At 70.9% G+C, this 26572-nt stretch carries 28 protein-coding genes; 10 read left to right on the top strand and 18 right to left on the bottom strand.

Features of this window, described 5'->3' with window-relative positions:
* Positions 1-212 precede the first annotated feature (212 nt).
* Both IAI58_RS04120 and IAI58_RS04115 read left to right on the top strand, forming a co-directional pair.
* Complete coding sequence (locus IAI58_RS04120) at positions 213-1295, top strand: TauD/TfdA family dioxygenase (protein WP_207446908.1); 1083 nt, start codon at positions 213-215, stop codon at positions 1293-1295.
* 60 nt (positions 1296-1355) lie between these two features.
* Positions 1356-2348, top strand: a complete 993-nt coding sequence (locus IAI58_RS04115; RefSeq protein ID WP_237182383.1) for a Bug family tripartite tricarboxylate transporter substrate binding protein — start codon at positions 1356-1358, stop codon at positions 2346-2348.
* Between the two features lie 19 nt (positions 2349-2367).
* Here the strand turns inward: IAI58_RS04115 and IAI58_RS04110 are convergent, their stop codons facing one another.
* Genes IAI58_RS04110 through IAI58_RS04095 form a run of 4 tightly spaced genes read right to left on the bottom strand, consistent with a single transcriptional unit; the run spans position 2368 to position 6270 of the window.
* Positions 2368-3300 (bottom strand): metal ABC transporter permease, encoded by a 933-nt coding sequence (locus tag IAI58_RS04110; protein WP_207446909.1) that lies wholly within the window; start codon positions 3298-3300, stop codon positions 2368-2370.
* A complete protein-coding gene (locus IAI58_RS04105) occupies positions 3297-4469 on the bottom strand; it encodes a metal ABC transporter permease (RefSeq protein WP_207446910.1) in 1173 nt (390 codons plus the stop codon). Before IAI58_RS04105 ends, IAI58_RS04110 begins: the two co-directional genes overlap by 4 nt.
* Positions 4470-4471: 2 nt before the next feature.
* Positions 4472-5254 (bottom strand): metal ABC transporter ATP-binding protein, encoded by a 783-nt coding sequence (locus IAI58_RS04100; protein WP_207446911.1) that lies wholly within the window; start codon positions 5252-5254, stop codon positions 4472-4474.
* Complete coding sequence (locus tag IAI58_RS04095; protein WP_237182384.1) at positions 5251-6270, bottom strand: metal ABC transporter solute-binding protein, Zn/Mn family; 1020 nt, start codon at positions 6268-6270, stop codon at positions 5251-5253. The genes IAI58_RS04100 and IAI58_RS04095 overlap by 4 nt, the downstream gene beginning before the upstream one ends.
* Before the next feature lie 525 nt (positions 6271-6795).
* Between IAI58_RS04095 and IAI58_RS04090 the strand changes: the two genes are divergently transcribed.
* Complete coding sequence (locus tag IAI58_RS04090; RefSeq protein ID WP_207446912.1) at positions 6796-6963, top strand: hypothetical protein; 168 nt, start codon at positions 6796-6798, stop codon at positions 6961-6963.
* Positions 6964-7144: 181 nt separating this feature from the next.
* The gene (locus IAI58_RS04085) at positions 7145-8131 is read left to right on the top strand and encodes a 2-hydroxy-3-oxopropionate reductase (protein WP_456315963.1); all 987 of its coding nucleotides are present in this window, start codon (positions 7145-7147) and stop codon (positions 8129-8131) included.
* On the opposite strand, the gene IAI58_RS04080 is transcribed toward IAI58_RS04085, so the two are convergent.
* Positions 8128-8733 carry a DNA-3-methyladenine glycosylase I gene (locus IAI58_RS04080; RefSeq protein ID WP_207446913.1) on the bottom strand — a complete coding sequence of 202 codons (606 nt, stop codon included), beginning with the start codon at positions 8731-8733 and terminating at the stop codon, positions 8128-8130. The genes IAI58_RS04085 and IAI58_RS04080 overlap by 4 nt on opposite strands.
* A gap of 186 nt (positions 8734-8919) precedes the next feature.
* Here IAI58_RS04080 and IAI58_RS04075 point away from each other — a divergent pair, with 186 nt between their 5' ends.
* A complete protein-coding gene (locus IAI58_RS04075; protein WP_207446914.1) occupies positions 8920-11421 on the top strand; it encodes a glucose/quinate/shikimate family membrane-bound PQQ-dependent dehydrogenase in 2502 nt (833 codons plus the stop codon).
* Positions 11422-11427: 6 nt separating this feature from the next.
* Here the strand turns inward: IAI58_RS04075 and IAI58_RS04070 are convergent, their stop codons facing one another.
* The 7 genes from IAI58_RS04070 to IAI58_RS04040 all read right to left on the bottom strand — a co-directional run bounded on the left by IAI58_RS04070 (position 11428) and on the right by IAI58_RS04040 (position 18284).
* Positions 11428-12288 (bottom strand): HTD2 family dehydratase, encoded by an 861-nt coding sequence (locus IAI58_RS04070; RefSeq protein ID WP_207446915.1) that lies wholly within the window; start codon positions 12286-12288, stop codon positions 11428-11430.
* 10 nt (positions 12289-12298) lie between these two features.
* Positions 12299-13468 (bottom strand): acyl-CoA dehydrogenase family protein, encoded by a 1170-nt coding sequence (locus IAI58_RS04065; RefSeq protein ID WP_207446917.1) that lies wholly within the window; start codon positions 13466-13468, stop codon positions 12299-12301.
* Between the two features lie 14 nt (positions 13469-13482).
* Positions 13483-14877 (bottom strand): MmgE/PrpD family protein, encoded by a 1395-nt coding sequence (locus IAI58_RS04060; RefSeq protein ID WP_207446919.1) that lies wholly within the window; start codon positions 14875-14877, stop codon positions 13483-13485.
* A gap of 12 nt (positions 14878-14889) precedes the next feature.
* The gene (locus IAI58_RS04055; protein ID WP_207446921.1) at positions 14890-16074 is read right to left on the bottom strand and encodes a CaiB/BaiF CoA transferase family protein; all 1185 of its coding nucleotides are present in this window, start codon (positions 16072-16074) and stop codon (positions 14890-14892) included.
* Positions 16075-16165: 91 nt separating this feature from the next.
* Complete coding sequence (locus IAI58_RS04050; RefSeq protein WP_237182385.1) at positions 16166-16960, bottom strand: N-acyl homoserine lactonase family protein; 795 nt, start codon at positions 16958-16960, stop codon at positions 16166-16168.
* A gap of 5 nt (positions 16961-16965) precedes the next feature.
* Positions 16966-17886: an NAD(P)-dependent oxidoreductase gene (locus IAI58_RS04045; RefSeq protein ID WP_207446923.1), complete on the bottom strand. Its 921-nt coding sequence runs from the start codon at positions 17884-17886 to the stop codon at positions 16966-16968.
* Positions 17883-18284, bottom strand: coding sequence for a carboxymuconolactone decarboxylase family protein (locus tag IAI58_RS04040; protein ID WP_207446924.1), 402 nt, complete (start codon positions 18282-18284; stop codon positions 17883-17885). Before IAI58_RS04040 ends, IAI58_RS04045 begins: the two co-directional genes overlap by 4 nt.
* A gap of 161 nt (positions 18285-18445) precedes the next feature.
* Here IAI58_RS04040 and IAI58_RS04035 point away from each other — a divergent pair, with 161 nt between their 5' ends.
* The 5 genes from IAI58_RS04035 (at position 18446) to IAI58_RS04020 (ending at position 23041) form a co-directional block, all read left to right on the top strand.
* A complete protein-coding gene (locus IAI58_RS04035) occupies positions 18446-19195 on the top strand; it encodes an SDR family oxidoreductase (RefSeq protein ID WP_207446925.1) in 750 nt (249 codons plus the stop codon).
* 113 nt (positions 19196-19308) lie between these two features.
* Complete coding sequence (locus IAI58_RS04030; RefSeq protein WP_207446926.1) at positions 19309-20013, top strand: GntR family transcriptional regulator; 705 nt, start codon at positions 19309-19311, stop codon at positions 20011-20013.
* 37 nt (positions 20014-20050) lie between these two features.
* Positions 20051-21766: a dihydroxy-acid dehydratase gene (locus tag IAI58_RS04025; RefSeq protein ID WP_207446927.1), complete on the top strand. Its 1716-nt coding sequence runs from the start codon at positions 20051-20053 to the stop codon at positions 21764-21766.
* A gap of 184 nt (positions 21767-21950) precedes the next feature.
* The gene (locus tag IAI58_RS23255) at positions 21951-22085 is read left to right on the top strand and encodes a hypothetical protein (RefSeq protein WP_272874833.1); all 135 of its coding nucleotides are present in this window, start codon (positions 21951-21953) and stop codon (positions 22083-22085) included.
* 77 nt (positions 22086-22162) lie between these two features.
* A complete protein-coding gene (locus tag IAI58_RS04020; RefSeq protein WP_207446929.1) occupies positions 22163-23041 on the top strand; it encodes a lytic transglycosylase domain-containing protein in 879 nt (292 codons plus the stop codon).
* Positions 23042-23057: 16 nt separating this feature from the next.
* Here the strand turns inward: IAI58_RS04020 and IAI58_RS04015 are convergent, their stop codons facing one another.
* The 6 genes from IAI58_RS04015 to IAI58_RS03990 are packed head-to-tail and all read right to left on the bottom strand — an operon-like array spanning position 23058 to position 26570.
* Positions 23058-23543 carry a hypothetical protein gene (locus IAI58_RS04015; RefSeq protein ID WP_207446931.1) on the bottom strand — a complete coding sequence of 162 codons (486 nt, stop codon included), beginning with the start codon at positions 23541-23543 and terminating at the stop codon, positions 23058-23060.
* A complete protein-coding gene (gene gspM, locus IAI58_RS04010; protein ID WP_207446933.1) occupies positions 23540-24097 on the bottom strand; it encodes a type II secretion system protein GspM in 558 nt (185 codons plus the stop codon). Before gspM ends, IAI58_RS04015 begins: the two co-directional genes overlap by 4 nt.
* Complete coding sequence (locus IAI58_RS04005) at positions 24094-25185, bottom strand: PilN domain-containing protein (protein WP_207446935.1); 1092 nt, start codon at positions 25183-25185, stop codon at positions 24094-24096. The genes gspM and IAI58_RS04005 overlap by 4 nt, the downstream gene beginning before the upstream one ends.
* Complete coding sequence (locus tag IAI58_RS04000; RefSeq protein ID WP_207446937.1) at positions 25182-25784, bottom strand: type II secretion system protein GspJ; 603 nt, start codon at positions 25782-25784, stop codon at positions 25182-25184. The genes IAI58_RS04005 and IAI58_RS04000 overlap by 4 nt, the downstream gene beginning before the upstream one ends.
* On the bottom strand, positions 25781-26155 hold the full coding sequence (locus IAI58_RS03995; RefSeq protein WP_207446938.1) for a prepilin-type N-terminal cleavage/methylation domain-containing protein: 375 nt from the start codon (positions 26153-26155) through the stop codon (positions 25781-25783). The genes IAI58_RS04000 and IAI58_RS03995 overlap by 4 nt, the downstream gene beginning before the upstream one ends.
* The gene (locus tag IAI58_RS03990; RefSeq protein WP_207447072.1) at positions 26136-26570 is read right to left on the bottom strand and encodes a GspH/FimT family protein; all 435 of its coding nucleotides are present in this window, start codon (positions 26568-26570) and stop codon (positions 26136-26138) included. Before IAI58_RS03990 ends, IAI58_RS03995 begins: the two co-directional genes overlap by 20 nt.
* Positions 26571-26572: the final 2 nt, after the last annotated feature.

Raw genomic sequence — 26572 nt, 5'->3', positions numbered from 1 at the left:
CCGCGCGGAGAGGGCAGCGGCCGTGCAAACGAATACGCCGGGCGCTCCTGGCATCGGCAGATTACCGCAGAGATAGAGAAGTACCCCAGCGAAAATCTGTTGGAGGAGCTAATGTAAACGTGTGCATGAATTTGCTGGACGCTCTGCCCACGCTCTGCCTAGGCTGCATCCGCCGGCGGCCGAACGCCGCGGCGAGTTTGGAGGAACGCAAGATGGTGAAGAAGGTCGTCTCGGCCGCGGATTGGCGCGCTGCGGACATCGCGGCATCCGACCGCTGGGTGCGCCACGTCACGCCCGGCGAGGTGAAGGACCTGATGCAGGGCTTCGCGGCCCTGAAGGCCAGCGGCAAATCCCTGTTCGAGATCACGCGCGAGGATGTCTCCATCGGCAGCTTCGCCGGCGCGCTGCGCGAGGCCGAGCAGGAGATGGAAGAGGGCATCGGCTTCAAGGTGCTGCGCGGCCTGCCCGTCCAGTCCATGAGCGTCGAGGACAACCGGCTGCTCTTCTGGGCCATCGGCACGCATCTCGGCGTGGCGCGGCCGCAGGGTAAGGCGAGCCAGGTCATCTCCGACGTGCGGGATGCCGGCGGCGTCTACCGCAGCACCAGCGGCCGTGGCTACAACACCAATGCCGAGCTGGACTACCACACCGATGGCTCCGACGTCGTCGCGCTGCTCTGCCGCAACACCGCCCGCAATGGCGGGCTGAGCCGCCTGGCCAGTTCCGTGGCCATCCATAACGCGCTGGTGGAAACCCGGCCCGATCTGGCCGAGACGCTCTACGGCCTCTTTCCGCACAGCCGCCAGAATGAGGAAGCGCCGGACGAGGCGCCGACCTACATGGCCCCCGTCTACAGCCTGCGCGACGGGCATTTCGCCAGCCGCTACATCCGCAACCACATCCGCTCCACGCAGATGATCGAGGGCCAGCCCAAGCTGACCCCGCTGCAGCACGAGGCGCTGGACGCGCTGCAGGAGATGGCCAGCAGCGCCGAATTCTCCTTCGACATGTGGCTGGAGCCGGGTGACCTGCAGCTGGTCAACAACCACGTGCTCTACCACTCCCGCACGCATTACGAGGATTTCGAGGAGGAGGACCGCAAGCGGCATCTCTTCCGCCTCTGGCTGGCGGTGCCGAATGGCCGTCCGCTGACGCAGGGCCTCGAGGATATCTACAAAAGCGTGGAGCGCGGCACGGTGCGCGGCGGCATCAAGGGCCGTGGCGTGACGCCCGAGCTGCTGGCCTATCAGGCGCGCGCGGCGCAATCCCTGGGGATGCGTGACATCGCCTATTAGGCTAACCAGGAAGAAGACCCAGAGCCCGCGAAGGGCCCTTCTCCGGAGGAAAGTCAAGTTATGACCAGCACACGCCGCAGCGTGTTGCGGGGGGCGGCCGCCATCGCGGCCGCCGCGTCCGCACTCCCGGCCCCGCGCATCGCCCGCGCCGCCGGCCCGGCATGGCCGCCGCGCCCCATCACCATCGTGGTTCCCTATTCCCCAGGCGGCGGCACGGATATCTTCGCCCGCGCCCTGGCGGAGGGGATGCGGTCAGCCCTCGGCCAGACCGTGGTGGTGGAGAACAAGGCCGGCGCCAATGGCATCATCGGCGCCGAATACGTGTCCCGCTCCACGCCGGATGGCTGCATGCTGGCGGTCTGCACCGGCGCGCATGTCATCAACCGCTATTCGATGGCACAGATCCCCTTCGACCCCGTGAAGGATTTCACGCCCATCTCCAAGCTCTCCAGCTTCCCGCTGGTGGTGGCGGCGACGGAGAAGGCGCCCTTCAACGACGTGGCCGGGCTGCTGGCGGCGGCGCGGGAGAAGCCCGGCAGCATCAGCTTCGGCACCACCGAGGCCGCCACCAGCTATGCCGGCAATTCCTTCGCCCGGCAGGCCGGCATCAGGCTGGTGGAAGTGCCCTATCGCGGCAGCGGGCCGCAGCTCAACGACCTGATCGCCGGGCATATCAGTCTGGCCGTGACCAGCACGGTGGCGGTGCTGCCCTATCTGAACGGCGGCGGCATCAAGGCGCTGGGCGTGACCTCCACCACCCGCAGCCCGCTGATCCCGAATGTGCCGACGCTGACCGAGGCCGGCATCCGCGATTACGAGTTCACGGGCTGGTACGGCATGTATGGCCCCAAGGGCATACCGCCCGAGATCGCCGCCAAGCTCTATGCCGCCATTCAGGCCACGCTCGCCAATCCCACCATCGGCAAGAAGCTGAAGGACCTGGGGGCCGACCTGGATTCGCTCGGCCCCGACGGCTTCCCGGCCTTCCTGGAACAGGATGACAAGCGCTGGGCCGCCGCCGCCAGGGAAGGGCTGATCACGGCGGCGCCGTGATGCCCCGGGGTGGCGCGGATCAGCCCACGGGCACCGCGCCGCCCCGCCCGCCGCGCCGGCCGAAGGGCGCGAAGGCCCAGGCCAGCGCCAGCAGCAGGCCGGCGACCACCGCCATCATGCCCGCCGCGCTCAGCCCATGGCCCAGGCCCAGGGCGCCCGGCACGGCCGCCGCCGCCAGGTAACCGCCCGCCCCCATCGCCACCGCCACCAGGGCGGAAAGCGCGAACTGCGTGGCATAGTCGTTGGTCATCAGCCGCGCGATGGCCGGCGGCGCCACCAGCGCCGCGATCACCAGCACCGAGCCCACCGCCCAGAAGGAGGCGACGCAGGCCACCGACACCATCACCAGCACCGCGCCCGAGAGCAGCCGGGGCGAGAAGCCGATGGCCTGCGCGAAATCCGGGTCGAAGGCGGCCAGACGCAATTCCTTCCACATCACCAGCAGAACCAGCAGCACCAGCGCCAGCGCGCCCAGCAGCGTCAGCACCTCCGTCGGGAATTCGGCCAGGGCGGCGGGGTCGAGCAGCGATGCCGCCCCCGTGGCGGCAGGCCAGATCAGCGCCTCCAACTGGCCGTAGAGCACGCAGTCCACATCCAGATCCACCGCATGCGCGCCGCTGACCTCGATCAGCACCAGCCCCAGCGCGAACATGCCGGAAAAGACCACGCCCATGGCCGCGCCCGGCTCCAGCCGCGTCAGCCGCCGCAGCAGGCCGATCAGCAGCGAGGCAATGATGGCCGCCACCAGCGCCCCCAGCACCAGCGGCAGCGTGGCGCGCGTGCCGGTGACCCAGAAGCCCGCGACGATGCCCGGCAGCACGGAATGGCTGATGGCATCGCCCATCAGGCTTTGCCGCGTCAGCAGCAGCAGGTTGCCGATCAGCCCGCAGACCAGGCAGGCCAGGGTCGCCGCCAGCAGCGGCGCCAGGTCGAGCTGCAGGAACTCGGTCATCGGGCCTCTCCGGGCACAAGGGTCAGCCAGGGTTCCTCCTGCTGGCGCTGGATGTCGCGCGCCAGGGCGAGGCCCTGGGGCGAGAGCGCCAGCGCGCCATCCGCACGCCCGCGCACCCAGCCCGCGCGGCGGCACCAGAGCGGCAACAGCGCGCGCTGCAGGAAGGACCAGCCGGCCTCCTGCCCCAGCCCCGCCCAGCGTGGCGGCGCGGCGCCCCGCGTCTCGGCCTCCGCCAGGGCCCGCAGCGCCTGGTCCCGCGCCACCATCAGCGACAGCAGGGCCTGGCGCCAGGCGAAGCCCAGCGCGCCGCGCCGGGGCGCCAGCAACAGGGCCAGCAGGAAGAAGACGCAGGCCGTGAGGGCGATGGTCGCCCCGGTCGGCAATTGCGGCTGGCTGGCCGAGATGGCCGTGCCCAGCCAGGCCGAGACGGCACCCAGCAGCGCGGCCAGCGGCACCATCGCCTCCAGCCGTTCCGTCAGCAGGCGCGCGGTGACGGCCGGGATCACCATCAGCCCGACCACCAGGATCAGCCCCACGGCGCGCAGCCCGGCGATGGCCACGGCCAGCATCAGCGCCAGCAGCAGCCCGTCCAGCAGCCGCACCGGCAGGCCGGTGCTGGCGGCGAATTCACGGTCGAAGCAGAGCGCCGCCAGCGGCCGGAAGAGGATGAGCAGCATCAGCGCGCTGAACAGCGCCAGACCGGCGATCAGCAGCGCATCGGCCGCGCTCATCCCCGCCGCCTGCCCGAGGATGAAACTGGTCAGCCCCGCCTGCCCGCCGGTGGGCAGGGACTGCACCACCGAGACCAGCACGACGCCGATGCCGTAGCCGATGGAAAGCACCAGGGCCATGGCGGCATCGTCGCGGATGCGCCCGCCCCGGCCCAGCGCCGACACCGCCGCCACCGCCACCGCCGCCGTCAGCCCCGCGCCCGCCAGCAGCAGCGGCAGGCTGCGGGCGTTCCAGCCCATCACAGCCGCCAGGATGAAGGCACCGGCGACACCGGGCAGGGTGGCATGGGCCGCGGCGTCGCTGATCAGCGCGCGGCCGCGCAGCAGCACGAAGCAGCCGATGGCCCCCGCCGCCAGCCCGAAGCCGGCACAGCCCAGGGCCACCACCGTCGCGTTGTAGCCGGCGCCGAGGAAGAGCGCCTCGAGGAAGCCGGCCATCGTCACGCCACCTCCCGCGTCACGGCCTCGCGCCCCGCCGCCGCCACGGCCTGCTCCAGCAGCGAGAGCCGGCCGCCATAGGTGCGCGCCAGGTTTTCGGGCGTGAAGGTGGTCGCCATCGTCCCGGCGGCGATGGCGCGCGTGTTCAGCAGCAGCACCTCCTGGAAATACTGCGGGGCGGTGGCGAGGTCGTGATGCACCGCCACCACCGTCCGCCCCTCCCGCACCAGGCGCTGCAGCACCTCGACGATGGCGCGCTCCGTCGCGGCGTCGACGCCGGCGAAGGGTTCGTCCATCAGGTAGAGATCGGCTTCCAGGGCCAGGGCGCGGGCGAGGAAGACGCGCTGCTGCTGGCCGCCCGAGAGCTGGCCGATCTGGCGCGAGGCGAAATCGGCCATGCCGACCTCGGCCAGGGCGGCGCGGGCGCGCTCCTTCTCCCCGCGCGGCAGCGGCCGCAGCCAGCCGGCACGGGGGTAGCGCCCCATGGTGACGACCTGCAGCGCCGTCACCGGGAAGTCCCAGTCCACGCTGGCGCGCTGCGGCAGATAGCCGATGCGCCGCCGCGCCGCCGCCAGCGGCTGGCCGAAGACGCGGATATCGCCCGTGAGCTTCGGCACCAGCCCCAGCGAGGCCTTGATGAGCGTCGATTTGCCCGCGCCATTCGGCCCGACGATGGCGACCAGGGCACCCGGCGGGCAACTCCAGCTCAGATCCCGCAGCACAGGCTTGTCGTGATAGGCGACAGTCAGATGCCGGACCGCCAGCGGTGGCGCGGATTCGGTCATTTCGCCGCGCTCAGCCGGTTCTGGAAGCCGCGCTCCGGCGCCTGCCCGCCCAGGGACCGCACGACAGCCGTCACATTATGGTCGATCATACCGATATAGGTGCCCTCATATGTGCCCGGCTCGCCCATGGCGTCGGAGAAGAGCGATCCGCCGATGCGGACCTGATGGCCCTTCGCCCGCGAGCCCTCCACCAGCGCCTGCACGTTGCGGTCGGAGACGGAGGTCTCGACGAAGACGGCGGGAACGCGGCGCTCGGCCAGGATGCCCACCAGCTCCTGGATGCGGCGCACCCCGGCCTCGCCCTCCGTCGAGAGGCCCTGGATGCCCAGCACCTCGATGCCGTAGCGGCGGGCGAAGTAGTTGAAGGCGTCATGCGCCGTGACCAGCACGCGCTGGCGCTCGGGGATGGAGGCGATGGCACGCTCGGCATAGGTATCCAGCGCCTGCATCCGCGCCCGCAGGGCGGCGAGATTCTCGCGGAAGGCCGCCGCGTTGCCGGGGTCGTGCTGGATCAGCCGCTCTGCGATCAGCGCCGCCGCCTCCGACCAGGCGCGCGGGTCCATCCAGACATGCGGATCATAAAGCCCCTCGGTGCCCTCGGGCTCGATCAGCTGGTCTTCCGGCAGCAGTTCCGTCACGGCATAGACGGGGCGGCCCGCACGCGCGACGCGGATGATGGCGTCGGTCATTTTCCCTTCCAGCACAAGGCCGTTGTAGAAGATGACATCGGCGCGGAGCATGCGCGCCGCATCCTCCCGCGTCGCCTTATAGAGATGCGGGTCCACCCCCGCGCCCATCAGCGTCTCGACCTGGATGCGGTCGCCGCCGATCTCCTTCACGACATCGCCGACCATGCCGATAGTGGCCAGCACCTTCAGCGGCCCACGCCGCGCGGCGTCCTGCGCCAGGGCGGCGCCGGGCAGCCCACCCAACAAGGCCCCGCCACCCAGCAAAGCCATGCCCAACGCCAGGCGGCGGCGCTGGATTCCAGGGGTCTTGCCCGAATTCTCGCTCATTCCGGAGGCTCCCACTCAACAGCCTGATGAATCATCCACTGAAGCTTAGGTATCAGACCTTATTTTGCACCTCAACACAGTTAATGAAGCACAGGCTACATTTGGCAGGGCCACGAGCGGCGGAGTGCAGACGCCCAGCCCCCTCGGAGTTGAGGCTCCCGGCGCGGCCTTGACCGTATCGGAGTCGCAGCGAAACGTTTCTCCCGGCCCGAAAGCTCCGCCGTGCCCGCCATCCGGCTGCCATCGGGATTCATCGTTATTGCTCCGCAGCAACACGCGAGCGGCCGGGAAGTGCTGCGCTAGGATGGCGTTATTTCACTGAAAGCAGAGCTTTTTACATTTTCAGCAGAGTTACCGGGCCGCCGAGCCCATGCTGCGTCGCCACATCACGGTTTTGTGTTGACAAATATCTGTTACCATGCAAGGTTGCGTGAAGTTCACGGATAGACGGGTCCGGCCGGTGACACTGGCCCGTCCTGATCGTTCGAGAACACAGGCAATGGCTTTTTGGGCTGGTTCCGAAACATGACCGATCCCGCGCCTCTCATCGAAATTGCCGGAGCTGCTCTGCCGCTCCTCAAGGCATGGCTGGTCCTGTCAGTGCTCACGACCGGGCTCTTCTGCTGGGCCTGCCACAATGCCGATCCGCAGCACGAAGCCGGCATGGCCGGGCTGGGCCACCCCACGGCCTGAGACAGGCCATGATGCCCCGCTGACACGGGGCCTTCCGGGCACATGCGGGCACCGGCACGATCCGCAGCCCTGCCCAGCCGGATATCGCACGGCCTCTTCTCCTATCCCTCGCCGCCGCATCAGAACCCATCATCCCCCTTGCCGGTGGCGCTAGGGGCCAGTGGGCAAGCGGGCCGGATTCATGAATACAGAGAAGGGCGGGCGCGCCGCACAGCACGGCGCGCCCGCCCTTTCGCCCGGCTCCGCCGCGCGGGATCTGGCCATGAAGACAATGGGAGAGAGCGTCGTGAAAATCGGCTTTATCGGACTTGGCATCATGGGCCGGCCCATGGCCCGGCACCTGCTGGATGCCGGCCATAGCCTGGCTGTGCCCGAGCGAGGCTCGCTGCCCGCCGAGTTCCGTGCGGTGGCCCAGGTGCTGCCGACGCCCCGTGCCGTCGCGGAGCAATCGGAGGTCGTCATCCTCATGCTGCCCGACACGCCAGATGTGGAGGGCGTGCTGCTGGGCGCGGATGGTGTGCTGGCCGGGCTGCGGAAGGGCACGCTGGTCATCGACATGTCCTCCATCAGCCCCACCGCCACGCAGGGCTTCGCGCGCCAGGTGGAAGCCGCCGGCTGCGAATGGCTGGATGCCCCGGTCTCCGGCGGCGAGGTGGGCGCCAAGGCGGCCTCGCTGACCATCATGGTGGGCGGCAGCGAAGCTGCCTTCGCGCGCGGCCTGCCGCTTTTCCAGCTGATGGGCAAGAACATCACCCATGTCGGCGAAGCCGGCGCGGGCCAGACCTGCAAGGTCGCCAATCAGATGATCGTCGCCGCCAATATCCAGGCGGTGGCGGAGGCCCTGACCTTCGCCCGCAAGGCCGGCGCCGATCCCGGCCGGGTGCGGCAGGCGCTGCTGGGGGGCTTCGCGGCCTCCCGCGTGCTGGAGGTGCATGGACAGCGGATGGTCGACCGGACCTTCCAGCCGGGCTTCCGCATCCGCCTGCACCAGAAGGATCTGAAGCTGGCGCTGACGGCGGCGCAGGAGATGGCGCTGCCATTGCCGGGCACGGCGGTGACGCAGCAGCTCTTCTCCGCCTGCGCCGCGCAGGGGAATGCCGAGCTGGACCACTCCGCCCTGGTGACGGCCATCGAGGCCCTGGGCGGCATGGAGAGCGAGAAGACCTAAGCCAGGGCGCGCAGCTCGTCCCGCTGGCGGCAGAAGCAATCGGCGGCATGGTCATTGACCACGCCGACCGCCTGCATCCAGGCATAGACGATGGTGGGGCCGACGAATTTGAAGCCCCGCCGCTTCAGCTCGCGCGAGATCTCCTCAGAGAGCGGGGTCTTCGCCGGCAGGTGCCGGCCATCGCCGACCAGTGGCTGCCCTCCGGTGAAGGACCAGGCAAACCCGGAAAAATCCTCGCCCCGCTCCAGCATCGCCTGATAGATCCGGGCGCCGGCGATCACCGCCCCGATCTTGGCGCGGGAGCGGACGATGCCGGGATCGGCCATCAGCCGCTCGGTCTCGGCCGCGCCGAAGCGCGCCACCCGCGCGGGGTCGAAGCCGGCGAAACCCGCCCGGAAGGCCTCGCGCTTCCGCAGGATGGTGATCCAGGCGAGGCCTGCCTGGAAACCCTCCAGCATCAGCATCTCCCAGAGCATGCGCCCGTCGCGCTGCGGGATGCCCCACTCCTCGTCGTGATAGGCCCGCATCAGCGGGTCCTTCACCGCCCAGGCGCAGCGCCGCGTATCTTCCGCGGCCTCCAGGCCATTCCGCTCAGGCGGCATCAGCATCTCCTCCCCGTTCCGCTCAGGCCAGTATGCCCACCACGGCGCGACTGCGCCGCATCGGCATGCCTCCCGAGTGGTTGACTCAACGCAACCTGCAAAAACTCCGTTAGCGCGTGCAGAGGCCGTGACAGCCATGGAGCGGACCAGGGCGGCCCTACCTGCAAGCGGGAGTTCCATCTCATCATGCAAGCGATAAGGCGAAGCCGGGTACTGGCCGTGCTGGCCATCATTCTGGTCCTGCTGGGCCTGGCGCTGGCCATTGGCGGCGGCTGGCTCGTAGCCCTGCAGGGATCCTGGTACTATTTCTGCGCGGGCCTCGCGATGCTGGTCACGGCATGGCTGCTCTGGCGCCGCAGCCCGGCCGCGCTCTGGGTCTATGCGCTGCTGACCGCCGCCACCCTGCTCTGGGCCATCTGGGAATCCGGGCTGAGCTGGTGGCCGCTGACCGCGCGCGGCGACCTCATCTTCCTGCTGGGTCTGGTCCTGCTGACCCCCTGGGTCACGCGCGGCCTGGGCGACCCGGCCTCCCCCCGCCGCGTCACCGCCTTCCGCGGCGGCGGGCTGGCGCTGTCCGTCGTGCTGCTGGCGTCGGTGGTGGCCGCCGGCATGGCGCTGACGAACGACCCGGGCCGCATCGACGGCCGCCTGCCCGGCCCCCGCACCACGAATGTGGCGGAGGAGGCGATTCCGGAAGGTGAATGGCATGCCTATGGCCGCACCGGCCATGGCCAGCGCTACTCCCCTCTGGCGCAGATCACGCCGGAGAATATCAGCCGGCTGGAGGTGGCCTGGACCTACAACACCGGGGATCAGCGCGGCCGCCCCGGCGACCCGGAGGAGACGACCTTCCAGGTCACGCCGCTGAAGATCGGCGACCGCCTCTTCCTCTGCACGCCGCACCAGAACGTCATCGCCCTGGATGCGGATACGGGGCAGGAGGTCTGGCGCTACAGCCCACGCATCCAGAACGAGCTGGCCTTGCAGCACCTGACCTGCCGGGGCCTCTCCTACCACGAGGCCTCCGGCGATGCGCCGGCCCCGGCGGCCGCGCCCTCCGGCACGCCGCAGGCCCCGGGCGGTGCCCAGGTCGATGCCGCCCCGCAGCAGGCCGCGCCGCCCCTGCGCCTGCCCGCCGCGGCGGATGGCGCCCGCACCGTGGCCGATTGCCCGCGCAGGCTCTTCATGCCGACGGCCGACGGGCGGCTGATCGCGCTGGACCCGGAGAGCGGTGGCGTCTGCACCAGCTTCGGCGACGGTGGGCAAATCAACCTCTGGACCAACATGCCGAATGTGAAGCCGGGCGGCTATTACTCCACCTCGCCCGTCGTGGTGACGCGGAACCTGGTGATCGTCGGCGGCACGGTGCTGGATAATGTCTCCACCAACGAGACCTCCGGCGTCATCCGCGCCTTCGACGTCAATACGGGCGCGCTGGTCTGGAACTGGGATTCCGGCAACCCGGAGCAGACCGCGCCGCTGCCGCCCGGCCAGACCTATACTCCAAATTCCCCCAATAGCTGGTCCATCTCCGCCGTCGATGAAGATCTGGGCATGGTCTATGTGCCGCTGGGCAACCAGCCGCCGGACCAGTGGGGCGCCGACCGCAGCGAGGAGGTCGAGCGCTTCTCCTCCTCCGTCGTGGCGCTGGATCTCGCCACCGGGCAGGTGCGCTGGGTCTTCCAGACCGTGCATCACGATCTCTGGGACTATGACGTCCCATCCCAGCCCAGCCTGATCGACCTCACACTCGATGGGCAGCGCGTGCCGGCGCTGGTCCAGCCCACCAAGCAGGGCGAGATCTACGTGCTGAACCGTGAGACCGGGCAGCCGGTGCTGCCGGTCACGGAGACGCCGGTGCCGCAGGGCGCCGTGGAGGGCGACCGCACGGCGCCGACGCAGCCGGTCTCCAGGCTCTCCTACGAGCCGCCGCCGCTGACGGAGGCGGATATGTGGGGTGCCACGCTCCTCGACCAGATGGCCTGCCGCATCGCCCTGAAGCGTCTGCGCTACGAAGGGCGCTACACGCCCCCCTCGCTGCAGGGCACGCTGGTCTATCCCGGCAATTTCGGCGTCTTCAACTGGGGCTCGGTGGCCGTGGACCCGCGGCGGGAGGTGGCCTTCACCACCCCCACCTATCTCGCCTTCGTCTCCCGCCTGGTGCCGCGCCCGGATGCCACCAGCCTGATGGTGCAGGGGGGCGAGCGGCCCGAGGGCAGCCTGCCGGCGCTGAACGAGAATTTCGGCGCGCCCTACGCCGTGCAGCTCTATCCCTTCACCTCGGTGCTGGGCCTGCCCTGCCAGCAGCCGCCCTGGGGCTATGTGGCCGGGGCCGACCTGCGCACGGGCGAGATCCTGTGGCGGCGCAAGAACGGCACCACGCGCGATGCCGCGCCCGTGCCGCTGCCCTTCCCGATGGGCGTGCCCAATCTGGGCGGCCCGATCATGACGGCGGGGGGCGTCGCCTTCCTCTCCGGCACCATCGACAACTATGTGCGCGGCTATGACGTGACGGATGGACGGGAGTTATGGCGGGCCCGCCTGCCGGCCGGCGGGCAGGCCACGCCCATGACCTATGCCGGCCGTGACGGACGGCAATACCTGCTGGTCGTGGCCGGCGGCCATGGCTCGCTGGGCACCAAGGCCGGCGATGCCGTCATCGCCTATGCCCTGCCGTCCGGTGGATGACGGGCGTCAGCCGATGCGGGCCTCGGCCCGCATCGCCAGCCCGCCCGCCGGGTTGGTGGCCCAGAGCATGATGCGCCCTTCCGCATCCGGCGGCGTGCCGTGCAGCGTCACGGGCGCGCCGTCAAACAAGGGCGAGAGCGCGCGGAAGGAGAAGTGGGAGACGCCGGCCTCCGGCATCCGCCGGCGCAGCAGGTCCAGCAGCAGGGTCGCCACCAGGGGCCCATGCACGATAAGCCCGGGATAGCCTTCCTCCCGCGTCACATAGTCCCGGTCGTAATGGATGCGGTGGCCGTTGAAGGTCAGCGCCGAATAGCGGAAGAGCATCACCGCATCAGGCACCAGGCTGCGCTGCCAGGCGCCGGGCGGCGGGGCCTCCGGCGCGGCTTTCACGGCCGCGGCCTCGCCCGAGCGGTAGACGATGTCATGCTCCTCCGCCAGCAGCACGGCATCCTGGCCATCCTCGCGGATCTCATGCCGCACCGTCACGAAGACCAGCTCTCCCGATGCGCCCGCGCGGCGGGAGACATCGGCGATGGTGGAGCTGCGCGTGACGGCCATGCCGACGCGCAGCGGCGCGTGGAAGGACAGGCGCCCGCCGGCCCACATGCGGCGCGGCAGGTGATGCACCGGCGGCAGGAAGCCGCCGCGCGCCGGATGCCCGTCCAGCCCCAGGCTGGATTGCCGCGCATCCGGCAGGAACATGATCCAGTGGGAGAGAGGCGGCGCCGCGTCGCCCGCCGTGGCGGGCGGGTCCTCGCGGTCCAGGGTGGCGGCGAGGCGGTCCAGGGGGCCGGCGGCGACGATGTCCCGCTGCTGCTCCCGCCGGCCGATCCAGGCGGCGTAATCGCCTTCGGTCTGCTGGCTCATGCCGCCGCCCTCAATAGGAACGCGGCATGCCCAGGACATGCTCGCCGAGATAGGAGAGGATGAGGTTGGTGCTGATCGGCGCCACCTGATAGAGCCGCGTCTCGCGGAACTTGCGCTCGATATCGTATTCCTCGGCGAAGCCGAAGCCGCCATGGGTCTGGATGCATGCCTCGCCGGCGGCCCAACTGGCCTCGGCGGCCAGCATCTTGCCCATATTGGCTTCCTCGCCGCAGTTCTCGCCGCGCTCGAATTTCTGCAGGCCCTTCTGCACGATGGCCTCCGCCGCGCGCATCTGGGCATAGGCGCGGGCGATGGGGAACTGCACGCCCTGGTTCTGGCCGATCGGACGGCCGAAGAGCACGCGCTCCTTCGCGTAGTCCACCGCCTTCCGGATGAACCACTTGGCATCGCCGATGCATTCGCTGGCGATCAGCAGCCGCTCGGCATTCATGCCGTCGAGCACATAGCGGAAGCCCCTGCCCTCCTCGCCCACCAGATTCGCGGCCGGCACCTCCATGTTGTCGAAGAAGACCTCGCAGGAATTGTGGTTCATCATGGTGCGGATGGGCCTGATGGTCAGGCCCTTGCCCAGCACGCTCCGCATGTCGACGATGAAGGTCGAGAGGCCCTCGGTCTTCTTCGCCACCTGGTCGCGCGGCGTGGTGCGGGCCAGCAGCAGCATCAGGTCCGAATGCTCGGCCCGGCTGGTCCAGATCTTCTGGCCATTGACGATGTATTTGTCGCCCTCGCGCCGCGCGGTGGTGCGGAGCGCGGTGGTATCGGTGCCGCTGGTCGGCTCGGTCACGCCGAAGGCCTGGAGGCGCAGCTCGCCGCTGGCGATCTTCGGCAGGTATTCCTGCTTCTGCGCCGCGCTGCCATGCCGGAGGATGGTGCCCATGATGTACATCTGCGCGTGGCAGGCGGCGCCGTTGCAGCCCTGGCGCTGCACTTCCTCCAGGATCGCCGCCGCCGCCGAGAGGCCGAGGCCGGCACCGCCATATTCCTCGGGGATCAGCGCGCCGAGATAGCCGGCCTCCGTCAGTGCCCGCACGAAATCGGTCGGATAGCCGCGCACCTCATCCAGCCTGCGCCAGTATTCGCCAGGAAAACGGGCACAGAGCTTGGCGACCTCCGCGCGCAGGTCGGCATAGGGATCGGCGGCGGCCGTGGTCTCGTCCATCTTCGTCTTCCTGTTCAGGCTGCGGCGCGCCCGGCGCCACCGGGCACCGCGCGGCGGAGCAGCGTGGCGGCCTCGTTCAGATGATCGAGCCGCAGCACCTCCTCGGCCAGCGCGGCGGCGGGGCCGGCGCCCAGCACGGCATCGGCCAGGCCGGCGAACTTGGCGCGCAGCTCGGCGTCGGTCGGGAAATTGGAGGGCTCGCCCTTCGGCACCACCACCTTGCGGGTGAAGCTCTGCCCGCGCGCGCGCAGCGTCAGCTTGCCGGACATGTTGGCAGGGAACTCGGCCTCGATCTCCTCGTCATGCACGCAGGCTATGCGCGGCAGCAGGGCGCGGATGCCGGGGTCCCGCAACAGGGCGTAGCTGTCCCAGTCCATCCGCCCCGTGGCCAGGGCGGCCGCGATGACGAAGGGGCCGCTGAACTGCCCGTCCACGACATTCTGCGGGTCGGCCTTGCGCGCCGCCGGCTCCCCCACCAGCAGCAGCGCGGCGCGGGAGAGGCCGAGCGTCGCGCCCTCGATCTCCTCCGGCTTCAGATCCAGCTCGGCCCGCAGCGCCAGGGCGGCATCGATGCCGGCATGGCCCCAGCGGCAGGAGGGATAGGGCTTCACGCCCGTCGCCATCAGCTCGTAGAACTGGCCGAGATCCCGCAACACGCGCCCTGGCTGAGGCGCGGGGGCATAGGCGTTGAGGAAGCCGTGCTTGCCCTCGATGGCATCGGAAGCGCCCTTGAAGCCCTCCCGCGCCAGGGTGGCGGCGGTGAGCCCGGCCATGCCGGCCCAGCCCACCTGGAAGCGCTTGGTCCAGGCGCCATTGGCCAGGAACTGAAGGCTGCCCGCGCTCTGGCTGAGCGCGATGCCCAGCGCCGAGGCGATGCCGGCGCCATCCAGCCCGAAGACCCGCCCCGCCGCCGCCGCCGCGCCGAAGACACCGCAGGTGGCGGAAGGATGGAAGCCCCGGTCGTAATGCGCCCCCGCCGGCAGGGCCAGCGCCAGCCGCAGCGCCACCTCATACCCCGCGACGATGCCGGCCAGCGCCTCGGCGCCCGAGGCCCCGGCCATTTCGGCGGCGGCCAGGGCGGCGGGAATGACGGGGGCGCCGGGATGCAGCACCGCCTCGGCATGGGTGTCGTCGAAGTCCAGCGAATGGCCGAGCGTGGCATTGACCAGCGCGGCCCCGGCGGGGGCGTAGCCGGCCTCGTCGCCGAAGACGCGGGCTTCGCCCTGGGCCAGCCCCAGGGCCCGCACCGCGGCCAGCAGGGCGGGCGTGCTCTCCGCGTCCCGCCGGGCCCGCAGGGCGTTGCCGACGAGGTCCAGCACCAGCAGCCGGGCGCGGTCCAGGACCTCCGGCGGCAGGGCCTCGGTCCGCAATCCCGCGACGAAGGCGGAGAGATCCGTGGTGATGCTCATGGGGGCGTCTCCTCAGGCGGCCTGCGGAACGGCGAATTCGGCGCGGATCAGCGCGTCATGCTCGCCGATCCCGGGCACCGGGCCCAGCACCGGCGCGGCGCCGTCATGGATGGCGGGTGGCGCGACGATGGAGGCCAGGCCGCCGGGCGTGGCGACCTCCACCCGCCGCAGCGCCGGATGGTTCACCAGGTCAGCCACCTCGTTGACGAAGCCATAGGCGGTGCCGGCGGCATCCAGCCGCGCGGCCGCCTGCTGCCGCGTGAGCGTGGCGAAGAGGCGTGCGACGCGCGCATCCACCTCCGCCCGGTTGGCGACGCGGGCCGTGTTGCTCTCGTAGCCGGGCGCGCGCGGCAGCTCGGGCGCCTCCAGCACGGAGGCGCAGAACCTCGCCCATTCCCGCTCGTTCTGGATGGAGAGCAGGACCAGCGCGCCGTCCGAAGTCTCGAAGGCCCCGTAAGGGCAGATGGAAGGATGCGCGAGGCCGACGCGCTGCGGCGCCTTGCCCGTGCCCTCGAAATAGAGCAGCGGCACATTCATCCAGTCGGCCATGCCGTCGAAGAGGCTGACCTCCAGCCGGCGTCCCTCGCCGTTGATGGAGCGGGCGATCAGCGCCTCCAGCACCGCCGCGTAGGCGGACATGCCGCAGGCGATGTCGCAGACCGAGACACCGACGCGCCCCGGACCCGCCGGATGCCCGGTGATGGCGGCCAGCCCGCTTTCCGCCTGCACCAGCAGGTCATAGGCCTTCATGCCCGCATAGGCATGGCCCGACCCATAGCCCGACACATCGACGGTGATGAGGCGGGGATAGCGCCGCCGCAATTCCTCCGCGCCGAAGCCCGCTCGCGCGGCGGCACCGGGGGCGAGGTTCTGGATGAAGACATCCGCCTTCTCCAGCATCCGGTGCAGCAGCGCCGCGTCATCGGGGCTCTTGATATCGGCCACCAGGCTCTGCTTGCCGCGGTTGAGCCAGACGAAATAGCTGGAGAGGCCGTGCACTGCGGCGTCGTAACCGCGCGCGAAATCGCCTTCCGGTCGCTCGATCTTGATAACGCGCGCACCGGCATCGGCCAGCCGGCTGCTGCAATAGGGCGCCGCCACCGCCTGTTCCAGCGACACCACCAACAGGCCTTCCAGCGGCCTCCGGGCGTCGCGGCTCCGGCTGGCGGTGGACTCCGCTGGGCTGGATGGCGTCATGCGCGAGATCCTCCGAACATCGTGCCGCTTCAGCGGCTTTGCCGGAAGTCTGGCACCGATCGGGCCGCCGGTCCAATCGGTGCCGGGCCGTTCATGCCAGGGGCGGCAGGTGCAGGCAGGCGACCTCGCCTCCGCTGCCGGGCAGTTTCGGAAAGCGGCGCAGCACCTCCGGGTCATGGCCCGGGATGATCAGGCTCTCATCCCCCTCCGCCAGCCGCCGCGCGCGGCGCCAGCCCTGCGTCATCTCGCCGAGATCGAAGACGATGGGAAAGGGGTTCCCCCGCTGCATATTGGCATAGTAATGCGCGGCGTCGCTGGCCAGCACCAGCGGCCCGCGCTCCGTCCGCACCCGCACCATCTGCAGGCCCGGCGTATGGCCGCCGACGCGGTGCACCGTCACGCCCGGCGCCACCTCTCCATCGCCCTCATGGAACTCCACGCGGTCGGCATAGAGCGCGCGCACCATGGCGACGACATCCTCCACCTCGAAGGTCGCGCGGAGGCAGCCGGCGCACATATGGCGGCCGGTGGCGAAGCCCATCTCCTGCTCTTGCAGATGGAAGCGCGCTTTGGGAAAGAGCCCGATATTGCCGGCATGGTCGTAATGCAGATGAGTCAGGATGATATCGCCGACCGTAGCGGGGTCGGTGCCCATCGCGTTCAGCACCTCCGGCACCGTGCGGGTCAACCCGCGCTGCCGCGCGGCGCTCACCTCGGGCGAGAAGCCGGTATCCACCACGATCTCCCGCCCCGCCGCGTCGCGCAGCAGCCAGACGAAGTAATCCATCGGCATCGGTGCGTCATGCGGGTCGGTTGGCTGCAGGAAATTCATCCGCGCCGGCCGGTCCTCGTGATGCGCGTAGCGGAGCGCGAAAACCTCCCACATCACCGTCACTCCGCCCCGCCCTGATTGCCGCCGCCCAGCGCCTGCCCGCCGAGCTGCTCCACCAGCTGCGCCACCGCCGTATGGTCCTGGCCCGGTCCCAGCAGCACGCCCGCGCTGCTCCAGAGTTCCCGGCAGAGCGCGGCGAAGGGCGTGGGCGTGCCGGTCTCCCGTCCCACTTCCATTGCAATGGAAAGGTCCTTGATCATGAGATCGAGGCCGAAGCCGGAATCGAAGCGGCGCGACAGCACGAACTGTTTGAACTTCTTCTGCGTGCTGTTGTTCATGCCGGTCGAGGCATTCAGCACATCGACCATCAGCGCCGGGTCCAGGCCGAATTTCTGGCCGATCAGCAGTGCCTCGACGCCGATCAGGAAGCCGCCTGCGGAGACGAGGTTGTTCAGTGCCTTCATGGCCTGGGCATTGCCGATGCCGCCGCAGCGGTGGATGGCATTGCCCATCGCCCGCAGCACCGGATCGACGCGCGCCAGCGCGGCATCCTCGCCGCCCACCATGATCGACAGCTCGCCGGTCCTGGCACGCGGCACGCCGCCGGAGACCGGGCAATCCACCATGGCGCAGCCCAGCTTCGCCAGATCCTCCGCCAGCTGCCGCGTGACGCCGGGCACGCCAGAGGACATCTCGACGACGACGGCGCCCGCCGTCAGGGCGGGGGCGATCTCCGCCACCACCTCGGCGACATGCCTGCTGGTGGGCAGGATGGTGATGACGGCATCGGCCCCGCGCGCGGCATCGCCGGCATCCGCGGCGGCACCTCCGCCCACCTCCCTCGCGAACCGGCCGGCGCGGCCGGGCGCCGCATCGGCCACCACCACTTCGAAGCCGGCCTTCAACAGATTGGCCGCCATGGGCCAGCCCATATTGCCGATGCCGATGAAGCCGATGCGCCGGATGACCCCGCCGCTCATTCGGCGGGTTTCTCCGCCAGCGCGCCCTCGGCCTGCAGCACCTCATGCGCGGCCTTGAAGGCATCGAGCCCGGCGGGGATGCCGCAATAGACGGTGGCGTGCAGCAGGATCTCCTTGATCTCCTCCACCGTCAGGCCGTTGTTCAGCGCGCCCTTCACGTGCAATTTGATTTCCGGCGTGCGGCCCAGCGCCGTCAGCATCGCCAGGTTCAGCATGCTGCGCGTCCTCGGGTCGAGTCCCGGGCGGTTCCAGGCATAGCCCCAGCACCATTCCGTGGTGATGCGCTGGAAGGCCATCATGAAGTCATCGGCCCTGGCGAGGCTGCCATCGACATAGTCACTGCCGAGCACCTTGCGGCGCATCTCCAGGCCTTTCTGGAACATCTCGCTCTCGGCCATGGCCCGCTTCCCCTTTTGATCTTATGGCCGGCAGCTTGCGGCACTCCGCCGGCGCCGGTCAATCGAGCAGGCTTGCGTTCCTCGCTGGGAGGACCATGATCTTCCTGCACGGCCAGGCCGGGCACGTCGGGAATGAAAAGAACAGAAGGGAGGCAACAGGCATGCGTCTCGCAGGCAAATCCGCGCTCGTCACGGGCGGCGCCTCGGGTTTCGGGGCCGGCATCGCCCGCCTTTTCGCGGAGCAGGGCGCCAAGGTGACCATCATGGACCTGAATGGCCCGGGCGCCGGGGAGGTGGCGGAATCCATCGGCCCCGCCGTCACCGCCATCCAGGGCGACATCACCTCCCGCGCCGCGACGGATGCGGCGGTCCAGCGCGCCATCGCGCATGGCGGCAGGCTGGATATCGTCGTTAACAATGCCGGCTGGACGCATCGCAACAAGCCGATGCTGGAGGTGACGGAGGAGGAATTCGACCGCGTCTATGCCATCAATGTGAAGTCGCTCTTCCACATGACGAATGCGGTGGTGCCGGTGATGCGCGGACAGGGCGGCGGCGTCATCATCAATATCGGCTCCACCGCCGGCATCCGCCCACGCCCGGGCCTGACCTGGTACAACGGCACCAAGGGCGCGGTGAACCTGCTCTCCCGCTCCATGGCGGTGGAACTGGCGCCCGACAGGATCCGCGTCAATTGCGTGGCGCCGGTGATGGGTGCGACCGGGCTTCTGGAATCCTTCATGGGCCTGCCGGATACGCCGGAGAACCGTGCGAAATTCCTGGCCACCATTCCGCTCGGCCGCCTCTCCAGGGCGGAGGATATCGCCGGGGCCTGCCTCTACCTCGCTTCGGACGAGGCCAATTTCGTCACGGGCGTGGTGCTGGAGGTGGATGGCGGCAGGACGATCTGACGCCGGCACCGCACCCCGGGACAGGGCGGCGGGATTGTCGACAATCCTGTCGAAAATCCCTGGACAGGCATGGACGAGGGCTGGATGCTGGTTCCCGAGGGACAGGACCCGCCATGCCCAAGCCCGCGCGAGCGGCCAGCACCGAGAGCCCAGAGAGCGGCGGAAGGCTTGCGGAGGACAGTCCGGCCTCCGTCGCCGCCATGGTCGCGGCGCTGGAGGAGGATATCGTCCTCGGCCGCCTGCACCCGCGTGAGCGGCTGATCGAGGAAGAGCTGATCCTGCGCTTCCGCGCCTCGCGCCACGCCATCCGGCAGGCGCTGGCGGAGCTGGACCGCATGGGCATCGTCGCGCGGATTCCCAATCGCGGCGCCCTGGTCCGCAGCTATACCCGCGCGGAAGTCGAGCAGCTCTATGCCTTGCGGGAGCTTCTGGAGACCGAGGCCGCCCGGCTGATCCCCCTGCCCCCGCCTGCCCAGGCCCTGGCCGAGCTGAAGGCCGTGCAGACCCGGCACGACGCGGCCGTGGCGGCAGAGGACATGGCCGCCATCTTCCGCGCCAACCTGGCCTTCCACCGCGGGCTCTTCGGCCTCTGCGGCAATGCTTTCCTGGCCGATGCCATCGAGGCGGCGGCGCAGCGCGCGCATGGCATCCGCTTCCTGGCCCTCGGCGGCGCGGAGGAACGGGAGAAGGCCCGCCGCGAGCACCACGCGATCATCGAGGCGATCGGGCGTCGCGACCGCGACGGACTGATCCGGCTCTGCCGGGACCACCTGCCCGCCTCGAAGGCCGCCTATCTGCGCGCCTTCGGGCATCGATAACCAAGACAGCACCGGCACACGGCAGCGGAGGAACACCATGAGCGACGCAGATCAACCAGTCGGCCTCTCCCGCGGACTGACCAATTACGGCGACCCCGATTTCGCGCGCTATCTGCGCCTCTCCATGGCACGGGCCATGGGCTATTCCACCGATCTGCTGCGCAAGCCGGTGGTGGGCATCGCCAGCACCTACAGCGAATTCAACAACTGCCATCGCGGCGTGCCGGAACTGGTGACCGCCGTGAAGCGCGGCGTGCTGGCCGCCGGGGGCCTGCCCCTGGAATTCCCGACCATCTCGCTGGGCGAGGTCTTCCTCAACCCCACCAGCCTCTTCTTCCGCAACCTCATGTCCATGGACACGGAGGAGATGATCCGTGGCCAGCCGATGGATGCCGTCGTGCTGGTGGGCGGCTGCGACAAGACCGTGCCGGCGCAGCTGATGGGCGCCGTCTCCGCCGGGCTGCCGGCAGTGCAGGTGGTGACGGGGCCGATGATGACCAGCCGCTGGCGTGGCGAGCGGCTGGGCGCCTGCACGGATTGCCGCCGCTTCTGGGCCAAGTACCGGGCGGGCGAGATCGATGACGGGACCGTCGAGGAGGTGGAGGGCAACCTGGCCACCACCGCCGGCACCTGCGCCGTGATGGGCACCGCCAGCACCATGGCCTCGATCGCCGAGGCGCTGGGCATGATGCTGCCCGGCACCGCCGCCATCCCCGCCGTGCATGCCGACCGCATCCGCGCCGCCGAGGCCTCGGGCGCCGCCGCGCTGGCGCTGGCGCGGGCGGGCACCACCATCCGCGACATCGTCACGCCGGAATCGGTCGAGAATGCGATGCGCGTGTTGCTGGCCATCGGCGGCTCCACCAATGCCATCATCCACCTGACGGCCATCGCCGGCCGCGCGGGGATCGAGATCGACCTGAAGCGGCTGAACGAGCTGTCGGACACCACGCCCGTGCTGGTGGACCTGAAGCCGACCGGCCCCTTCTACATGGAGGACCTGCACGCCGCCGGCGGCATCGGCGCCGTGCTGCGGGAGCTGAAGCCGCTGCTGCACCTGGACTGCAAGACCGTGGCCGGCCAGACCCTGGGCGAGCGGCTGGACGCCGAGCCCGGCTATGTCGACCGCAGCGTGGTGCGGCCGCTGAACGAGCCGCTGCAGCCGCAGGGCGGGCTGGTGGCGCTGTTCGGCAGCCTGGCGCCGCGCGGCGCCATCCTCAAGCGTGCCGCCGCCGACCCCAAGCTCTTCGAGCAGGAAGGGCGCGCGGTGGTCTTCAATTCGCTGGAGGACCTGTCCAGCCGGATCGATGATCCGGACCTGGATGTGCGGCCCGAGGATTTCCTGGTGCTGCAGAATTCCGGCCCGCTCAGCCCCTCCGGCATGCCGGAGTCCGGCTATCTGCCGATTCCGCAGAAGCTGGCGCGGGCGGGGGTGAAGGACATGGTCCGCATTTCCGACGCGCGGATGAGCGGCACGGCCTATGGCACCATCATCCTGCATGTCAGCCCCGACGCGGCCTCCGGCGGCCCGCTGGGCCTGGTGCGGAATGGCGACCGCATCCGCCTTTCCGTGCGGGATCGCCGCATCGACCTGCTGGTGGATGAGGCGGAGCTGGAAAAGCGCCGGGCGGGGCAGCCCTCGACGGCGGTGAAACCGGCGCGCGGCTATGCCCGGCTCTACAGCCGCGAGGTGCTGCAGGCCGACCAGGGCTGCGATTTCGACTTCCTGCGCGCCAATCCGCAGAAGGAATAGCCCTGTGCGGCGCGGGGCGGCCTTCCCCGCGCCGCCGGCTGGCAGGCGTCACGCCGCCGTCGCCCCGGTGCCGGGCGCAGGATGGCGGGGATCATCCCGCCCGCGCGGATCAGCGAGACCTCCCGCGCCGTCTCCAGCAGCGCATCCGCCGTGCCCCTACCGGCAGGCGCGCGAGCATCTGGCCATGCTCGACCTGCTGCAGGCCGGGCGGAATGCCGAGGCGGCCGAGGCGATGCGGGCGCATCTGGGCGCGGTGGTGATGAGCCTGCGGCGGGTGCGCGGCCTGCTGGAATCAGGGGAAGGCAGGAACGGCGGGTAACGACTCCGGATTATCTTCTTCCAGGCCGTTACCGCCATCTTTAAGCTTTCCTCCGGCATCGCCGGAGGCCGTGACGCATGGGGCGATGGCCTCTTCTCCTCGCCATCGCGCTCATGCTGCCCGGCGGCAGGCTACAGGCGCAGCCGGCGGGGGGAGAGGATCGGGCCGCCTGCCGCCAGGCCATCGAGGCGGCGGAACCGGCATCGGGCCTTCCCCCCGGCCTGCTCCGTGCCATCGCCCTGGTGGAGAGCGGCCGGCGGGACAGCAGCAGCGGCCGCACGGAACCCTGGCCCTGGTCCTACAACGCCGCCGGCGAAGGCCGCGCCGCCCCCAGCAAACAGGCCGCCATCGCCGAGGTCTCGGCCCTGCTGGCGCGCGGCCTGCGTTCCGTCGATATCGGCTGCATGCAGGTCAATCTGCTGCACCACCCGGGGGCCTTCGCGAGTCTCGACGAAGCCTTCGATCCCCGGGCCAATCTTCGCTATGCCATCCGCTTCCTGAAAGAATTGCGGGAGCGCCACGGGGACTGGGGGCAGGCCATCGCCCATTACCACTCCGGCGAGCCGGAACGCGGGCGCGCCTATGCCCGCCGCGTCGCCACCATCGGGGCCGGGGGCGCCGGCATGACACGGGCGGCGCCCCCGGCGCCGGCGCCACCCGCGCCCGACAGGGTCGAACGGGTGCCGGGGCTGACGGCGGCGGAGCAGCGGATGCTGGAGCGTTACGCCCGGGGCCAGGACGAATGGACCGCCCTCCGCGCCCTGGCCGCCACCGACCCCGCCGCCGCCCTGCGGGCCCTGTCGGACCCGCGCCTCTACCGCAACCTCATGACGGAGCAGCGGGAGGCCATCACCGGCCTCGCCCGGCTGCGGGTGGAGATGCAGGAGATGCGCCTCCAGGCGCGGTCCAGGCTGGCGCGGCCTTCCGCCGGTGGCCGCACGGCCCTGCCGGAATAAGCACCGTTCCGGAGCGTCACTCCGAACGCAGCAGGCCATCCGCCATGGGTACCCGCGCGGCCAGCATGACGCTGCGGTCGCCCAGCGTCATTTCCACGCCCTCCGCGCTGATCCGCCCGACTCGCCATCCATCCACCTCGTCGCCGGTGGCGGCGCGCACGGACTGGCCATTCGCCAAGCGCAGCAGCGCCAGGGCATGGCCGTTCCGCAGCACCACGCCGGAGGCCGCCACCGGCGGCAGCGGCTCCGGCGCGGCGGCGGCGGCGGTTTCCGTCACCTCCTCCTCCGGCGGGCGGCGCGTGACGGCGAAGAGCGGGCGCCCCGTCTGTTCCACCCAGGGCCCGGAAGGCGGCGCGGGCGGCGGCTGGATGGCGGCGGCCGGCTTCGGCCCGGTCTGCGCGTCGCGCGTCAGCGGGCCCGGTACCATCACCTCCGCCTCCCGCAGCGAGGCATAGGCCAGCACGGCGCAGGCGGCCAGCAGCAGCGGCAGGCGGATCATCATCGCGCGGCCTCCTCCCGCCGGGGGCCGCGCAGGTCGAGCTGCACATCCAGCAGCCGGCTTCGGCTGATGCCCACCGATGCCAGTGACAGGGAATGCACCTGCAGCAGCGCCTTGCCGGTCTCCAGTTCCGCCAGCAGCCGCTGCAAACCCTCGGCATCCGTCTGCAGCCGGGCGCGGACGCCGACCATGCCATCGCCGGCCCGGCCCTCCGGCATGGTCTCGATGCTGCTGAGGCTGCCGCGCGCGCGCCCGGCGGCCTCCCGCAGCCGGCGCTGCAATTCCGCGCCGGCCAGGGCATAGCTGCCCGAGGCCGGCAGGTCGGCCACGCCCGAGAGCGCCTGCCGCAGCGCCCCCCCCTCCTGCCGGAACTCCAGCTCGCGCCCCGCGAGGGACAGCGCGCGCATCTCCACGGCCAGGGCGCGCTCCATGCGCTCGGAAAGCCGGGCATGCTCATCCATCCAGGGCTCGGCCAGGAACATCCAGAGCAGGGCAGGCGGCAGGGCCAGGAGCACGAGTGCCAGCAGGCGCCGCACTGGCCGCGAGAGCGTGTTCATGGCCGCGCCACATGCGCGGAGGCCTGCTGCGGCTTTCCGGCCGGGGCGACGCGCAGCGCGATCTGGAAACGGTCCGCCGGGTCGCGCGCCCCGCGCGTCACCGGCGCCGTGAAGCGCGCCTGATGGAAGTTTCCGGCGCCGTCGAGCATTTCCAGAAGGCGGTCGGACCGGACGGCGAAGCCCGACAGCAGCAGCTGGTCCTCCGACAGGCGCAACTCCGTCAGCCAGACATCGTCCGGCAGCCGCTGGGCGAGTTCCTCCAGGATGGCCACGGCGGGCGGGCGGGCACCGCGCAACTCGGTCGCCGCGGCCAGCCGCGCGCGCAGGCCCGCCGTCTCGCTCTCCAGTGCCAGGACACGCTCGGCGGCGTCCCGCGCCCGCGCCGCCCGGGCCTCGACCGCCGCCACCGCCTCCTCCTGCCGCCGCAGCTCGGCCTGCCCGAGTTGCAGGCCCAGCAGCAGCGCGGCCAGCGCGAGGCCCAGTTCGATGCGCCGGCGCCAGCGGGTTCGGGGGGGTGCCAGGAGATCAACCGGCACTTCCGGCCATTCCGCGTCCAGATCCGCCCGCGCGACGAGATGCGCCGTACCCGCCACCCGCCGGAGCTGCGCCGCCAGCGGCGCGACCACCGCGCGCGGCAGCACCGCGACTTCCACCTCGATCCGCTGCGCCTCCGGCAGGCGGCGCAGCAGGCGCGTGCTCCAGACCATCTCCTCGGCCGGGAAGGGCAGATGCTGCTCCAGCTCGAAGCCCAGCACCGCGGCCAGGCGCGGCTCGGCGGCGGCGGGCAGTTGCAGCACCCGGCGCAGGATCCAGGAAGACGGGACCAGCAGCACGATCTCGCGCTGCGCCGCCAGCGCCCGCAGCGCCCGCCCCTGCCCCGCCAGGTCCCGCACCGCGAAGGTTACGATATCCTGAAGGCCGGAGCGGGAAGGTTTCGCGATGCTCGCCGTCTGCCCATCCAGGCGGAGGACGCTGCGCGGGCGGCGGCGCAGGCGCCGGGGCAGCAGGCCGCGCAGCTCCTCCCGCCACCAGTGCAGAAAGCCGGTGGCGTGCAGGCCCAGGGCCGGCAGGCTTGGCAGGGCCGTCATTCCGCAGATCCTTCCCTGGAGGCGGCGAGCCGGGGCGCGACCACCAGAGGCGGCCAGCGGCGCGGATCGCCCTCATGGAACAGCACGGTCATCTCGATGGCGGCGGGCAGCGCCGCCGCATCGGACCAGTTATCGCGCCAGCCTACGACATCGGCCGAGCGGGGCGCGCCGAAATAGCGCAGGCGCAGGGCGGCGACGCGGTCGAGCAGCAGGCGCCCCGCCCCGCCCTCGCCCCCCGCGGCCCCGAAGAGCGGGCGCCAGAGCAGCCGCAGCCCCTCCTCCTGCCGCCGCAGTTCCACCAGCGCGGGGCCCGGGACGCCGAAGCGCGCCGGCAGTTCCGCCACGAAGACCATCCGCTCCCCCTGCCCCTCGAAGACGACGGCGGGGCGGCCGGCCTGGCCTTCCATCACCACGGGCATGGTGCCGAGCAGCCGCAGTCGTATCAGGTCCTGGACCGTGACCATCGCCGCCGGGTCGCCCGCCGCCGCCGTGCCCGCGCGGGTGACGAGATGCAGGGAGGACAGGCCGATGGTCATGACGAGGCCCGTCACCACCAGCGCCAGCAGCGTCTCCACCAGGGTCATGCCGGGGCGGCTCATCGCGCCGGCTCCTCGGCCGGGCCGGGGCGCAGCGCCTCCAGCGTCACGGCGCGCAGCACCACGCGCACGGGGCGCAGCGCCACGCCCGGCGCGCCGGCCTCACCGGGGCCGATCTCGATGCTCCAGGGGCCAGCGGGCGAGTTGCCCTGCCAGCGCCCCGGCCGCGCCGCGCCGGGCGGCGCATAGGCTTCCAGCAGCGACTGCGCCATCAGCACGCCGGCGAGGTTCGCCTCCCGCTCTGCCTTGGCGCGCAACATGGTTCCGAGCAGGGGCGTCACCGCGCTGGCGGCGCCTGCGACGACGACCAGCGCGACCAGCGCCTCGACCAGCGTGAAGCCGGGGGCCTGGGCGCTACCGGGCCGTGCGGACATGGCCGGTCATCCAGTCCACTTCCACCAGATAGACGCTGCGCCCCTGTGCCACGCGCAGCCGCCCGCCGGTGGAACCGCCCTCGCCATCGAAGCGGATGGCCACCCGCCCCGCCTCATCGGCCTCGGTCGCCACGCCCTCCACCGCCAGCACGGCGCCGGAGGGCAACCGCCCCGTGCGGCCGCCCCGGGCGGCGCGATAGGTGCCGAGCGCGGTATCGAAGACCACCCGCGTATCGCGCCCCGTGCGCCGCGCCTCGGCCCGGGCCTCGCGCAGCATGGCGGCGGCGTCATTGGCGGCGGCGCGCAGCAGCCCGGACTGCCCCGCCCCCCAGAGGCGCGGCACCGCCATGGCGGCGAGGCCGAGGATCAGCAGCACCACCAGCACCTCCATCAGGGTGAAGCCGGGGCGGTGCATGG

It is taken from the genome of Roseomonas marmotae (assembly GCF_017654485.1).
GTDB classification, from domain to species: domain Bacteria; phylum Pseudomonadota; class Alphaproteobacteria; order Acetobacterales; family Acetobacteraceae; genus Pseudoroseomonas; species Pseudoroseomonas marmotae.
Note: the sequence above shows the minus strand (reverse complement) of the source record. Positions and strands in the feature narration are given on the sequence as shown.